This window comes from Pyxidicoccus sp. M15, assembly GCF_056858435.1.
On record NZ_CM166495.1, the window covers coordinates 60,426 to 74,596 of the forward strand.

General features: G+C 69.1%; 10 protein-coding genes. 6 read left to right on the top strand and 4 right to left on the bottom strand.

The window, feature by feature from the left end; all coding sequences use genetic code 11:
• The first annotated feature begins 72 nt into the window (after positions 1 to 72).
• Both ACX9TP_RS00250 and ACX9TP_RS00255 read left to right on the top strand, forming a co-directional pair.
• Positions 73 to 1,092: an aldo/keto reductase gene (locus ACX9TP_RS00250; protein ID WP_482977663.1), complete on the top strand. Its 1,020-nt coding sequence runs from the start codon at positions 73 to 75 to the stop codon at positions 1,090 to 1,092.
• Between the two features lie 88 nt (positions 1,093 to 1,180).
• A complete protein-coding gene (locus ACX9TP_RS00255) occupies positions 1,181 to 2,302 on the top strand; it encodes a hypothetical protein (protein WP_482977664.1) in 1,122 nt (373 codons plus the stop codon).
• Positions 2,303 to 2,315: 13 nt separating this feature from the next.
• Here the strand turns inward: ACX9TP_RS00255 and ACX9TP_RS00260 are convergent, their stop codons facing one another.
• Positions 2,316 to 3,296, bottom strand: a complete 981-nt coding sequence (locus tag ACX9TP_RS00260) for an aldo/keto reductase (protein WP_482977665.1) — start codon at positions 3,294 to 3,296, stop codon at positions 2,316 to 2,318.
• A 277-nt stretch (positions 3,297 to 3,573) separates the two neighbouring features.
• On the opposite strand from ACX9TP_RS00260, the gene ACX9TP_RS00265 reads away from it, so the two are divergent.
• The 4 genes from ACX9TP_RS00265 to ACX9TP_RS00280 all read left to right on the top strand — a co-directional run bounded on the left by ACX9TP_RS00265 (position 3,574) and on the right by ACX9TP_RS00280 (position 8,169).
• Complete coding sequence (locus ACX9TP_RS00265) at positions 3,574 to 4,785, top strand: acetyl-CoA C-acetyltransferase (protein ID WP_482977666.1); 1,212 nt, start codon at positions 3,574 to 3,576, stop codon at positions 4,783 to 4,785.
• A 38-nt stretch (positions 4,786 to 4,823) separates the two neighbouring features.
• Complete coding sequence (locus tag ACX9TP_RS00270; protein ID WP_482977667.1) at positions 4,824 to 7,001, top strand: 3-hydroxyacyl-CoA dehydrogenase NAD-binding domain-containing protein; 2,178 nt, start codon at positions 4,824 to 4,826, stop codon at positions 6,999 to 7,001.
• A gap of 46 nt (positions 7,002 to 7,047) precedes the next feature.
• Positions 7,048 to 7,176, top strand: a complete 129-nt coding sequence (locus ACX9TP_RS00275; protein ID WP_482977668.1) for a hypothetical protein — start codon at positions 7,048 to 7,050, stop codon at positions 7,174 to 7,176.
• A 114-nt stretch (positions 7,177 to 7,290) separates the two neighbouring features.
• Positions 7,291 to 8,169: a M23 family metallopeptidase gene (locus ACX9TP_RS00280; RefSeq protein WP_482977669.1), complete on the top strand. Its 879-nt coding sequence runs from the start codon at positions 7,291 to 7,293 to the stop codon at positions 8,167 to 8,169.
• A 128-nt stretch (positions 8,170 to 8,297) separates the two neighbouring features.
• Here ACX9TP_RS00280 and ACX9TP_RS00285 read toward each other — a convergent pair whose 3' ends face one another.
• From ACX9TP_RS00285 to ACX9TP_RS00295, 3 genes are read right to left on the bottom strand one after another with little or no spacing between them, the layout of a single operon-like run.
• The gene (locus ACX9TP_RS00285) at positions 8,298 to 9,575 is read right to left on the bottom strand and encodes a dienelactone hydrolase family protein (protein ID WP_482977670.1); all 1,278 of its coding nucleotides are present in this window, start codon (positions 9,573 to 9,575) and stop codon (positions 8,298 to 8,300) included.
• Between the two features lie 38 nt (positions 9,576 to 9,613).
• A complete protein-coding gene (locus tag ACX9TP_RS00290) occupies positions 9,614 to 9,754 on the bottom strand; it encodes an imm11 family protein (protein ID WP_482977671.1) in 141 nt (46 codons plus the stop codon).
• A 55-nt stretch (positions 9,755 to 9,809) separates the two neighbouring features.
• Positions 9,810 to 13,442, bottom strand: a complete 3,633-nt coding sequence (locus tag ACX9TP_RS00295; RefSeq protein WP_482977672.1) for a metallophosphoesterase — start codon at positions 13,440 to 13,442, stop codon at positions 9,810 to 9,812.
• Positions 13,443 to 14,171 lie beyond the last annotated feature (729 nt).

Here is a 14,171-nt window from a genome sequence, read left to right on the forward strand (position 1 = left end):
CGCCGTCCACCTCCACCCGTTACATCTCCCGCCCTCACTCCCCCCAAGCAGGACACACGAGGTGGCACGCACATGAATTACCGGCAGCTGGGCCGCACTGGCCTCTATGTCTCGGAGCTGTGCTTCGGAGCCATGACCTTCGGTGGCGAGGGCTTCTGGAAGGTCGTCGGCACGCAGGGCCAGTCGGAGGCGGACAAGCTCGTGGGCCGCTCCCTGGACGCAGGCATCAACTTCTTCGACACCGCCAACGTCTACTCCAACGGCGTCTCCGAGGAGCTCCTCGGCAAGGCCCTGGGCGCGAAGCGCTCCAACGTCGTGCTGGCCACCAAGGTCCGCGGGCGCATGGGCCCGGGCCCCAACGACCTGGGCCTGTCGCGCGGCCACATCATGGACTCGGTCCACGCGAGCCTGAAGCGCCTGGGTACCGACTACATCGACCTGTACCAGATTCACGGCTACGACGCCGTCACGCCGCTGGACGAGACGCTGCGCGCGATGGACGACCTCGTCCACCAGGGCAAGGTGCGCTACCTCGGCGCCTCCAACCTGGCCGCGTGGCAGCTCATGAAGGCGCTGGGCATCAGCGAGAACAAGGGTCTGGCCCGCTTCGAGTCGCTGCAGGCCTACTACACCATCGCCGGGCGTGATTTGGAGCGCGAGCTGGTGCCGCTGATGAAGGACCAGCACCTGGGCCTCATGGTGTGGAGCCCGCTGGCCGGTGGCTTCCTCAGTGGCAAGTACCGCCGCGAGCAGCAGGGTCCGCAGGGCAGCCGCCGCGTCGACTTCGACTTCCCGCCCATCAACAAGGACCGCGCCTATGACGTCATCGACGTGATGGACGGCGTGGCGAAGGAGCACAGCGTCTCCGTGGCGCGCGTGGCGCTCGCGTGGCTGCTGCACCAGCAGCACGTCACCACCATCATCATCGGCGCGAAGAACGAGCAGCAGCTGGAGGACAACCTCGCGGCCACCACGCTGAAGCTGACGCCCGAGCAGCTCAAGAAGCTCGACGCCGTCTCGAAGCTCCCGGACGAGTACCCGCAGTGGATGCTCGAGCGGCAGGGCGGGGACCGCGTGCCCCCGGCGAAGTAGTCCCGTCGAAAAGCAGGGCACGGGAAGATTCGAAAGAGGGCGCGTTCCAGGGGCATCGCTTCAAACACGAAGCCCCAAGGAGCCTCTCATGCAACACCGTGCCCTGCTGTCCGCCGCCCTGCTGTTCGCCTCCGCCTGTGGTCCCGTCCCCGAGGACGCAACTCCCGGTGACACGTCTTCGCTCGCGAGCGCGGAGCAGGACCTCTGCGTCACCCCGCGCAAGCTGAACCTGCTGTCCAACGCGAGCTACGACACGGTGGGCTCCTTCGGGAACCCCGTCTCCCTCATCACCTCCGTCCCCGGAGGCGCGGGGTGGTCCGCGGCGGCGGACTGGACGATGTTCACCAACACCGCGGGCTACATCTACTCGCGCGTGCTGCCGTCGGCGCGGCCCAACGCGGGCAGCTCGAACATGATTCAGGTGAACACGCTGGGCTGGGGCAACGGCCTGGTGCAGGTGTTCAAGCCCTATGGCACGGGGCCGCGGAAGGTCATCTCGGGCGCGTGGGTCTTCGTACTGCGCGGCAAGGTGGGCATGGGCACGGGCAACGGCGGCAACACGGGCCTGGACACCTTCAGCCAGACGACGGGCCAGTGGGAGTGGCTGGCCGCGTCCAACGGTGTCTCTCCGGCCAACGAGTTCATCATCTACGCGGCGGACGTGGGCGGCGCGGAGTTCTTCGTCGACGCCGCGAGCGTGGTGGAGGCGCCCAACCTCCTGAAGAACGCGGACTTCGACCTGCTGAGCGGAGGCAGCGTCTTCGCGACGAGCAGCGTGAATGTGCCGGGTGGCGCGGGCACCTCGGCGGCGGCGAACTGGACGCTGTTCGCGAACACGGCGCCGGCGCACTTCTACACGGAGGTGAAGCCGTCCACGCGCGTGCCGGGGACGCGGATGATGCGAGTGATGACCTCGGGCGAGCGCAACGGGCTGGTGCAGGTCTTCCCGTCCGACAACCCGTGTGACGTGGACGGGCCGGACCACGTGGTGTCGGGCGCATGGGTCTTCGTGCGCAGCGGCAAGGTGGGCCTGGGCACGGGCAACGGCGGCAACACGCACATCGACGTGGAGAGCACCCTGCTGAACCAGTGGGAGTGGCTGAAGGCGCCCAACGGCGTGTCGCCGGCGAACGAGCTCATCCTCTACTCGACGAACACCGCCGGCGCCGACTTCGACGTGGACTTCGCCAGCGTCAACGAGACGCCGTGAGCGGAAGGGAAGCTCAGTTCCACGGCAGGGCGGAGCGCTTCGCCCAGTAGTCGCGAGGCGCCTCCACCAGGCCGTCCAGTCGTGACTCCAGCTCCGCGCTCCACGGCACGGAGCGCGCGGCCAGGTTGTCCCGGAGCTGCTCCACGGTGGAAGCGCCGCTGAGCACCACGGAGACCCACGGCTGTGCGAGCACCGCGGCGAGCGCGAGCGCATCCGGAGTCACACCGCGCTCGGAAGCCAGCGCGCGCAGAGGACGCAGCTCCGGGCTGGAGTCGCGCGAGGTGAGCCGGCCATTGGCCACAGCCTCCTTGACGATGACGCCCCAGCCGGCCGCATGCGCCTCCGCGAGCGCGGGCCCGGCGGAGCGCTCCAGCAGGTTCCACGTGGCCTGCACACAGGAGAACACCGGCGCCCCGTCCACGCGGACCTCCAGCGCGCGCCGCAGCACCTCCGCCTGCGAGGCACCGCTGAGCGACAGTCCCACGGCGAGCCCCTGCTCCCGCATCCGGGCCAGCGCGGAGAGGACGGCGCTGTCCTTCAGCACGCCGCTCTCGAAGGTCGCGGAGTGGATTTGATACAGCGCCAGGTGGGCACCGAGCAGCGCGCGGCTCTCCCCGAGCTGCCGCTGGAGCGTGGGCAGGGTGTGGTCCTTCACCTCGTGGTGCTCGGCGCGGACCTGCCAGTCGGCGGTGTACGTGTAGCCCCACTTGGAGCCCACGGTGACGTCCCCGGGGCGCAGGTTCCGCGCGGAGAGCCACGAGGCGAGGAACGCCTCCGCACGGCCGTACGAGCGGGCGGCGTCGAAGTAACGGAGGCCCAAGTCGTACGCGGCATCCAGCACGGCATGGGCCTGCCGCTCCATGGCGGGGACGGAGCGGTCCTCACCGAAGTCCGAGCCATGGCCGAGCGAGATGTAGCCCGGCCGGCCAAGCGCGGCGAGACCGAGGCCCAGCGAAGAGACGGCGGGCCCATGGGCCCCCAGGGTTCGAGTCATGCCTCCCTCCGTAGCGCATCCGGCGGGTCCCAGGTGTCAGAGGCACCGGCGGAAGTCGACCCCGGCACACCCCCGGCCGCGCGGAGTCCACCCGCGCGGAGGGTGAAGCCACCTTCCACCGGCTGAGCGGGGGCAGGCGTTCAGTGGATGAGGCAACAGCTCCGGGGGCAACCGAGCACGGCCACCCTCTCTGACCGCGTCGCGGGCGTGCTGTTGATTCGCAAATCAATTATACCTCCAGGCAGACCCCTTCACCCCTCTCCCAAGGAGACTCCTGGTGAGCCAAGAAGCCTTCATCTTCGACGCGGTACGCACCCCTCGCGGCAAGGGCAAGAAGGGCGCGCTGCATGGGACCAAGCCCATCTCGCTGCTCGTCGGGCTGGTGGATGCGCTCAAGAAGCGCAACCCGGGCCTGGACCCGAAGCGCATCGATGACGTGGTGCTCGGCATCGTCTCGCCCGTGGGAGACCAGGGCGCGGACATCGCGCGGACGCTGGTGCTCGCGGCGGGCCTTCCGGAGACGGTGGGCGGCGTGCAGCTCAACCGCTTCTGCGCCTCCGGCCTGACGGCGGTGAACATGGCCGCGCAGCAGGTGCGCTCGGGCTGGGAGCACCTGGTCATCGCGGGCGGAGTGGAGAGCATGTCGCGCGTGCCCATGGGCTCGGACGGTGGCGCGTGGGCCATGGACCCCGCCACCAACTACGACACCTACTTCGTGCCGCAGGGCATCTCCGCGGACCTCATTGCCACCATCGAGGGCTTCACCCGCGAGGACGTGGACCGCTACGCCGCGCGCTCGCAGGAGCTGGCCGCGAAGGCCTGGGCCGGCGGGTACTTCCAGAAGTCCATCGTCCCGGTGGTGGACCAGAACGGCCTCACCATCCTGGACCGCGACGAGCACATGCGCGCGGACACCACGGTGGCCTCGCTCGGCAAGCTCAATCCGTCCTTCGAGGGCATGGGTGAGATGGGCGGCTTCAACGCGGTGGCGCTGCAGAAGTACCACTCCGTGGAGCGCATCCACCACGTGCACACGCCGGGCAACTCGTCCGGCATCGTCGACGGCGCGGCGCTGGTGCTGGTGGGCTCGGAGCAGGTGGGCAAGTCGCTCGGCCTGACGCCGCGGGCGCGCATCGCCGCCACCGCCACGTCCGGCGCGGAGCCGACCATCATGCTCACCGGCCCGCTGCCGGCCACGAAGAAGCTGCTCGATATCGCCGGCCTCACGCCGAAGGACATCGACCTCTTCGAGCTCAACGAGGCCTTCGCCTCCGTGGTCCTCAAGTACCAGAAGGACCTGGGCATCCCGGACGAGAAGCTCAACGTCAACGGCGGCGCCATCGCCATGGGCCACCCGCTGGGCGCCACGGGCGCGATGATTCTGGGCACGGTGGTGGACGAGCTGGAGCGCCGCAAGGCGCGCCGCGCGGTCGTCACCCTCTGCGTCGGCGGCGGCATGGGCGTGGCCACCCTCGTCGAGCGCGTCTGATTCCTTCCTCCTCTTTCGACACCCTTTCGAGCGAACCCATGAGCGAGCAGAACACCATCCGCTGGGAACGAGACGCCGACGGCATCGTCATCTTGACGTTGGATGACCCGAGCCAGTCCGCGAACACCATGAACGCCGCCTACGTGAAGTCCATGCGTGCGGTGGTGGACCGTCTGGTCCAGGAGAAGAGCAGCATCACCGGCGTGGTCATCACTTCCGCGAAGAAGACGTTCTTCGCCGGTGGCGACCTGAACGACCTGCGCAGCGTGAAAAAGGAGAACGCGCAGCAGGTCTTCGAGCTGGGGCAGGAAATCAAGGCGCAGCTGCGGACGCTGGAGACGCTGGGCAAGCCCGTTGTCGCGGCCATCAACGGCGCGGCGCTCGGAGGCGGGCTCGAAATCGCGCTCGCGTGTCACCGGCGCATCGTCGCGGACGTGAAGGGCGCGCAGCTGGGCCTGCCGGAGGTGACGCTCGGCCTGCTGCCCGGCGGCGGCGGCGTGGTGCGCACGGTGCGGATGCTCGGCATCGTGGACGCGCTGATGAAGGTCCTGATCCAGGGCCAGCGCATGCGCCCGCAGGAGGCGAAGGAAGTGGGCCTCGTGCACGAGGTGGTGGAGTCGGTGGACGCGCTGCTGCCCGCGGCGAAGGCGTGGGTGAAGGCGAACCCGAGCGCGCAGCAGCCGTGGGACGTGAAGGGCTACAAGATTCCGGGTGGCACTCCGTCGCACCCGGGCCTCGCGGCGAACCTGCCGGCGTTCCCCGCCAACCTGCGCAAGCAGCTCAAGGGCGCGAACATGCCCGCGCCGCGCGCCATCATGGCCGTGGCCGTGGAGAGCACGCAGGTGGACGTGGACACCGCGTTCACCATCGAGTCGCGCTACTTCACCGAGCTGGCCACCGGCCAGGTCGCGAAGAACATGATTCAGGCGTTCTTCTTCGACATGCAGCACATCAACTCGGGCGGCGGCCGTCCCAAGGGCTTCCCGCAGCACACGGCGAAGAAGGTCGGCGTGCTGGGTGCCGGAATGATGGGCGCGGGCATCGCGTACGTCTGCGCGAAGGCCGGCATCGACGTGGTGCTCAAGGACGTGAGCCTGGAGGCGGCCGAGAAGGGCAAGCAGTACTCGGTCAAGCTGGTGCAGAAGGGCGTCGAGAAGGGCAAGGTCACGAAGGAGAAGGGTGACGCGCTGCTGGCGCGCATCGTCCCCACCGCGGACGCGAAGGCGCTCGCGGGCTGCGACCTGGTCATCGAGGCCGTGTTCGAGAGCGTGGAGCTGAAGCACAAGGTGTTCGCGGAGATTCAGGACGTCGTCGCCCCGGACGCGGTGCTCGGCTCCAACACGTCCACGCTGCCCATCACCCTGCTGGCGGAGGGCGTGAAGCGGACGGAGGACTTCGTCGGCATGCACTTCTTCTCGCCGGTGGACAAGATGCCGCTGCTGGAGCTCATCGCCGGGAAGAAGACGAGCGATGCGACGCTGGCGAAGGCCATCGACATCGCGGTGCAGATTGGGAAGACGCCCATCGTCGTCAATGACAGCCGGGGTTTCTTCACCAGCCGCGTCATCGGCACCTTCCTCAACGAGGCCATCGCCATGGTGGGCGAGGGCATCTCTCCCGCGTCCATCGAGCAGGCGGGTCAGCAGGCGGGCTACCCCGCGGCGCCGCTCCAGCTGATGGACGAGCTCACGCTGACGCTGCCGCGCAAGATTCGGCAGGAGACGAAGGCCGCCGTCGAGGCCTCGGGTCAGAAGTGGGTGGAGCACGGCAGCTACGCCGTCGTGGACGCGCTCATCGACCAGCACCAGCGCAAGGGCCGCTCCACCGGGGGTGGCTTCTACGACTACGTGGATGGCAAGCGCACGAACCTGTGGCCGGGGCTCGCGCAGCACTTCACGAAGCCGGGCCACACCATTCCCTTCGAGGACATGAAGGAGCGGATGCTGTTCGCGGAGGCCATCGACACGGTGCGCTGCCTCGACGAGGGCGTGCTGCGCTCGGTGGAGGACGCGAACATCGGCTCCATCCTCGGCATCGGCTTCCCGCCGTGGACGGGCGGCGTGGTGCAGTACATCAACGGGTATGAGGGGCGTACCGGTACGGGGCCTCGCGGCTTCGTCATCCGCGCGCGTGAGCTGGCGGAGCGCTACGGCAAGCACTTCCTGCCGCCCGCGTCGCTGGTGGAGAAGGCGGAGAAGGGCGAGCTGCTGAAGTAGCCCGCTCCCACGGAAGGCGCAGGTCCCGGCTCGGCGTGCCATTCACATGGCCGCCGAGCCGTCGTTTTTGCGCGACGCGAAGTCCCTCGTCGAGAGACAGCGCGCGTCCTTCGAGACGCGCGTCATGCTCCTGCCGTACGCCGGGAAGCTCGGCCTCTTCAAGCGCTTCCCGTGAAGCCATCATCGTGTCCTTGCGGCCCCTGGTACCGCCCCCCTGCAAGGACCTGCATCGGATGGTTTAGAGTCTTCCGGACGGCGCACACCGCACGCGCCGGCGGGAGGGGATTCCTTGTCAGCGACTCGCTGTGCCGTGGGACTGCTGCTGCTCTGGGCGTGGGGCTCCGCGGGGGCGCAGCCCTCGCCGTCCCTTCCCTACCGCCACGAGTCGTGCTCCGAGAACGGACGGGTCTGTCTCATCATCGAGCAGCCGGACAGCGAGAGCGCGACGCTCACCCTGCGCACCACGGCGACCTCCGAGCTCACGGTGACGCTCGACGCGGAGGTGGAGAACGTGGAGCTCTCGACGCCGCTGCCGGTCACCGCCGTGTTCGAGGGCTCGCAGACGAAGACGCTGGTGCAGCTGCGGCGCGCGAAGCGGGGGCTGGCCTGGCGGTACAAGAACGTCCACTACAAGTGGAACTGGGGCACCGCCCGGGCGCGGCATGACGACTCCGTCCTCTACCTGCTGCCCTTCGAGCCCAACCACTCCGTCCGCGTGATTCAGGGCTACGACGGCGGCATCAGCCACACCGGCTTCATGCGCTACGCGCTGGACTTCGCCCTGCTGGAGGGCTCGCTGGTGCGCGCCGCCCGCGACGGCGTCGTGGCGGATGCCATCCACACCTTCAAGACGGGCGGCACCGACAAGAGCTACCGCGAGCAGGACAAGGCGAACCGGGTGTTGGTGCGCCACGCCGACGGGACGTTCGGCTACTACGGGCACCTCAAGCCGGGCGGAGTCTTCGTGCGGGAGGGCCAGTCCGTCACCGCCGGGCAGCCGCTGGGCATCTCCGGCAACACCGGCTACTCGCACGGCCCGCACCTGCACTTCGAGGTGCGCACGGCGGTGGACGGCACGCAATGGCAGACATTCCCCGTCCGCTTCACCACCCAGCAGGGCCGAGGCCTCACGCTGGAGCAGGACAAGTCCTACTCCGCCTCGCGCTGAGCGTGCCGGCCTCCGTGAGGCGCTCGCAGTCTGGCGGCGCGGGGCCTGGGAAGTCCACGGGGGCATCCGGGCGAAGTGGGAGCAGATGGGCTGGGTGCGCAGCGAGCTGGGCGAGAATCGGGCCACGCTCAGGGCTGGCCCGGGCGCCAGTGCGTCACGGTGACGACGGGCGAGGTGCTGCTCGAGGTGTCCGCCGGCGTGGAGAGCGAGTCGAGCTCCTGCGTCTGCTGGCGGAGCTGCGCGTCCAGGAACCGGAGCGTGTCGTTGGCACTGGCGGCCCAGCCTCGCGCTGTGCTCGTGGCCCGTCCCCCGGGCGCGAGCGTGGGAGCCACGGCCGTGGCGGCGCCGACGCTGGTGAAGTCGAGGTGCCTGAGCCCCGTGATTCGCACGAGCCACCGGTCCGCGCCGCGCAGGGAGCGCACGAGGTCGAAGTCGGGTACCACCGCCGCGTCGCCCTGTTGGTAGAGGTGGAGCAGCGGCACGCGGAAGTCCTCCGGGCGGAAGTCGGTGAGGCGGGCGAGCCACTCCTTGCCCTGGCGGCTGGCGATGCCACCGTCGAGGCTGACCAGGGCGGACGTCTCGGGGTGCTCGCGCGCGAAGAGGAAGGCCGCGCGGGCTCCGAAGCTGTGTCCCACGAGCGCGACGCGCGAGGTGTCCACATGCGTGTCGGCCTTGAGGGCGTCGAGCGCACGCACCAGTTCCCGGGCCTGGCCCCGCGCGATGGCGAGGATGTCCTCGTTCACTGACGGCGGCGCGAGGTGCGCGGGGAAAGGCGTGGTGGCCACGATGTAGCCGTGGCTCGCGAGGTACTCGGCCAGCACCGCTTGATGGTGGGCGGAGTGGAAGCGCCCCTGCGCCACGAGTACCAGCGGGAAGCGGCCCGGCGCCGGAGCGGCTCCGCGCACCGCGAGGACGTCCGCGTTCAACCACGCCGACACGGCGGACGCTGGCAGCCCCATCCCCGTCACGAGCTGCTGGTAGCGCGTCACCGCGGCCCTGGAGACGTCAGCGTCCTCGGAGGACTCCGGTCGTTGCTCGGAGCCGGTGAGGCCCACGTAGTCGCGGTAGTGCAGGCGCGCGGTGGAGGCCGCGTCGCGCGCGGGATACCAGACGGTGAGCTGGAGCGGGCGGGCGTCCGCGGCGTACGTGCCGGCGGGAACCGCCATGACGCGCAGGCCCACGTCATGCTTGCCCGGCGCGAGAGACCCCCAGATTGCGGGCGCGGTGCGCGCGGGCGCCCGGCTCACCCGGGACGGCGCGGAGGGCGCGGGCCGACTCGTGCCACAGCCGGCGAGGAGGGCCAGCGCCAGCAGCGAGGACCGGAGTGCGCCGTGTCCGAGAGAACTCAGCAGCACGGCGGCAAAGGGAGCAGGGCGCACGGCGCGGAGCATAGGAGTCTCCCGCATCGCCGTTCTACCCTCCGGAAGCGGTTCTTCCGTGCGGTCTACACCTCGGTGAACTTCATGCCCGTGGCCTCCGTACGCTCCAAGGCGTCCTTGATGTCCTCGGAGACCAGGAAGTGGGGCGGTCTCCATTCCTCGACGTCCACCGGCAGCAACTGGATGAGGGCGCGGGTAGATGCCATGACGGGGACGCTGGCACGGGTTCTGAGTCACCGGACAGGCTGGAAACCACTTCCTCTATTCATCAACCCCCAGCTGTTTCATGACTGCGATGACTTGGTCGGCTTCAGGCAAGCGCATGGCTCGCGCTTCGCGGAGTGCGGCTCTCAGTAGTTCGACGGCAAGTTGTTTGTCTCCAGGTTGATTCCGGGCGAGGTAGATGGTCGCTAGGTTTGCCCGCCCGATAATCAGGTCGTGGCGTAGCCCCAGCCGCTCGTAGACGGGGAGTTCCTCCTCGCGGCGGATGCGAAGGGCCTCGTCCAACTGCCCCCGGTCTTGGAGGATGTCGGCCACCTGTCCCAGCGTCACGGCGCGAGAGCGCACGTCGCCCAGCCGCTCGTAGACGGGGAGTTCTTCCTCGTGGCGGATGCGAAGGGCCTCGTCCAGCTGACCCCGGACTTGGAGGATGTCGGCCACTCGTCCGAGCGTCACGGCGCGAGAGCGCACGTCGCCCAGCCGCTCGTAGACGGGGAGTTGCTCCTCGCGGCGGATGCGAAGGGCCTCGTCCAACTGCCCCCGGGCTTGGAGGATGTCGGCCACTCTCCCCAGCGTCACGGCGCGAGAGCGCACGTCGCCCAGCCGCTCGAAGACGGGGAGTTGCTCCTCGCGGCGGATGCGAAGGGCCTCGTCCAACTGCCCCCGGGCTTGGAGGATGTCGGCCACTTTCCCCAGCGTCACGGCGCGAGAGCGCACGTCGCCCAGTCGCTCGTAGACGGAGAGTTCCTCCTCGCGGCGGATGCGAAGGGCCTCGTCCAACTGCCCCCGGTCTTGGAGGATGTCGGCCACTCTCCCCAGCGTCACGGCGCGAGAGCGCACGTCGCCCAGCCGCTCGTAGACGGGGAGTTCCTCCTCGCGGCGGATCCGAAGGGCCTCGTCCAACTGCCCCCGGTCTTGGAGGATGTCGGCCACCTGCCCCAGCGTCACGGCGCGAGAGCGCACGTCGCCCAGCCGCTCGTAGACGGAGAGTTCCTCCTCGCGGCGGATGCGAAGGGCCTCATCCAACTGCCCCCGGTCTTGGAGGATGTCGGCCACTCTCCCCAGCGTCACGGCGCGAGAGCGCACGTCGCCCAGCCGCTCGTAGACGGGGAGTTCCTCCTCGCGGCGGATGCGAAGGGCCTCGTCCAACTGCCCCCATGCTTGGAGGATGTCAGCCTCCAGCCCGCGAGCGAGAGCGGATTCGCGCTCGTTTCCGTCAGCATGGTCCAGTCGGGCCTTGGCCTGTGCGGCTTCGAGAGCCTCACCCAGCTCGCCAGCGCGAAGTGCCACATTGCCGAGTGTCCATAGTGCGCCAGAGCGATGCTTCGATGAAACCGCCACCGTCACACAACGCCTGGCGAAGGTCATCCAGGACATGAAGGGCCCGCAGCGCTGCGCATAGACGGAACCCGCGCGTTCAACACGTGCGCACTCCGCATCCGGTACTTCCGGAAGCCAGCTCACCAGCGAGGCTGCTTCTTCATGCACCGCTTGCCAGTTCTGGCCCTGCTCGGTCTCGTGACCCGGGTCACGCTGTGGCAGTCGCGTCACGAACCATTCAGTCATCCGCCCGATGACTGCGCTGTCCCTCGCCTCGCCCCTCAGCAGCTCCGCCAGTAGCGGGTGAAGACGCCAACCGGGCTCCTTCCTCCCCTCCGTTGCTTCTTCCAATAAGCACAGCCCGAAGGCCCGCACCGTCAGCTCCTCGAACTCCTCTGGGGGCAGCCCGGCCATGGCCGTCCCCAGGCTGGCGCCCACTCCCGAGGCGGGAGCATGTGCCAGGCCCGCGAGGCCGGACATCGCCCCGTCCGCCTTCGCCTGTCCGAGCGAGGTCTCCAGCTCCTCGCGCAAGACCGACAGGGAGAGTTCGAAGGTGCTGCGCAAGAGGGCTCGCGAGCGCTGCGCCGTCAGCAGCGGGTCCGCCTTGTCGACGGGCCCTACCTGGAAGCCCTGGCTGCGCAGGTAGTCGAAGAACGACTTCACCGGGCGGCGCGCGCGCAGGTAGCCCGCCGCGAGGTGAACGGCGAGGGGAAGGTACCCGAGCTCCCTCACCAGTCTTGCGAAGTCCGCGGACTCCTCGGGAGTCCGCGCCTCGCGGTACTCCGCCGCCAACTGCCGAAGGGCCGTGGTCTCGTCCAGCGGAGCCACTTCGATGCGAGCCCACCCCGCATCCGCTCCAAGCGCGCGATGCCGCCCCGTCACCACGATGGGGCACGCCTGGAGGTGTTTCACCAGCTCCACCGCGACCTCCGCCAGTGGCTCGCTGTCGACGTTCTCCACGTGCAGCAGCGTCATCGGCCGCTGGAGCCGCGCCTGCAGGTTCACCCACGCCTCGGGCCCGGCGGGCAGCTTCAGCGCATCCAGCAGCACGTCGCGCAGCCCTTCCAGCGTCCGCGTCTCCTTCGGCTCCAGCGTCAGCCGCACGTAGCCGCCAGGGAAGCGCTCCCGGTGCTCGTGGGCGAAGCGGTCGGCCAGGTAGCTCTTTCCCACTCCCGGCATGCCCAGCAGCGAGCAGACGGCCACCGGACGCGGGGCGCCGCTCGCGGGGAGCACCGCCTGCGCAATCCGCGCGAGCTCCTCCTTCCGCCCGACGAAGACGTCTCCCACGCGGGGATGAATCGTGCTCTCGGCGGGAGGTGTCTGCACCCACCACGTCAGCTTCCCGTGCGGCGCTTCTCGGTACAGGCTGGTGTCGTCATGCCAGATGCGCCCGCGCGGAGACCATGCACGGAAGTGCACGTCGTAGCGCTGCGGCCGACCCTGCTCGTCCAGCGTGACGGTGAGGACATGACACGCGTTGGGGTAGCGGTTGGACTGGTAGAGGCACCCCGCCGCCAGCCCTCGCAGCTTTCGTGACGGGTCTGCCCAGGTTTCGGGTTCCGACTCGTGGAGATGTCCGCGCAGCAGCAGGTCCACATGGTCCGCGAGCCGTCGCCGGCAGTCCTCACCGTCCCCCAGGTCCGTCAGGGGATGGTGCATCAGCGCCAGCCGGAAGCCCGGCAGTGGGTTCCCCTGCGCGTCCGTCACCAGCCGCATCACCTGGTCCTCCGTCAGCCATAGCTTGCGGCTGTCGCTGTCGTCTCCCGCGAGCCACGCGGAGTCCAGGCCGATGATGTGTACATCGAAGGGAAGCCCCAGCGGCGCCCTGGCCCGGTAGCCCAGCCGCTTGTGAGGCGAGTTCTCCGGCAGCAGGTCCGCGCGCTTCAGCGTGTCGCGGAGCCATTCGCGATAGGCGGACTGGCGCTGCAGGACCTCGTCGGGCAGCGCCTTCTTCATGCCGCGCGGTGCCCTACCGCCGGCCATCCACCGTGAGAAGGCCTCGCTCTCGTGCGGACCCATCTTCTCGCGCAGCGCCTTCCACGCGCGCTCAGCCGTCTTTCGGTGGACGTCGTGATTGCCAGGGACGAGGAAGAGCCGCTCGCGAGTCAGCCCCAGGCGCCCGAGCAGCGCGTCGAGGAAGTCCGTCAGCGGCTCGTACTCCCCCGCGACTCCCGATTGCGCCAGGTCCCCCGTGAAGCAGACCAGGTCAATGGGCCCCTCGCCCCGGAGCGCATCCAGGTTCCTTTCCCATTCGGTTCCCAGCACTTCGCGCCGCCGCCAGGCCGCTGTTTCACGCGTGCCGTTCTCGTGCAGGTCGGAGATATGGAGGATTCGCAGGCGATGGAGCTGGGCCATGGGTCGGGCGCCGATTCTCCTCCAGAATGACGGCTGGAGAAGGAGGTTCGACCTCACCCGTGGGCGACTCCCCACAAAACAGGACAGAGGTCCACGTGTAACCAGGTGCCGGGCCGATGCCGGACAGCAGGAGGATGCGCGGTGGGTCGATGGCGCCTGCGGAGAGAATCACCTCACATCCGGCGCATGAATCCACGCGACACGCCGGTGGCCGGAGTCGTGAGGCTGCACCGGATGATTCGCCGGGGCACCGAGTATGGCCCCGCGCTTCCAGAGGGCGTCCTGGAGAATGATGCCCGGTTACCGGGCCCAACGCGGGAACGGGCGCGTTCTCCGTTCCCAGGCGTCCGATTCCCAAGCGCCTTCGTGGCCTCCCCCAGTTCGTCGTGACGCGCGGTGGCAAGTATTGCTTCATGCCCGGGGCTCCGTGCGCTGCGCTGGCTCGCCGAGCTCGAGTCTTGAGGTCCACCGGAACAGCGCTGGACGCGGCGGAGGTCGCGACGGTGGGGGTGGTGCTGGAGGCGCTCGGAGTGGCGAGCCGGAGCGTGGCGCGATGATTCCGCATGGCGTCCCTGACGCGGGTCTGCGGGTGGAAATCGACTGCGTCGCGTACGTGCCTTGAGAATTCAGGGCGGACTGGGGCCCACCGCGCGGTGGGTCTCCACGGCCCTCGTGCTCGGAATTTCTCAGTGTCTAGGATTGTCGAGCACGCTCCATCAAACAATGACA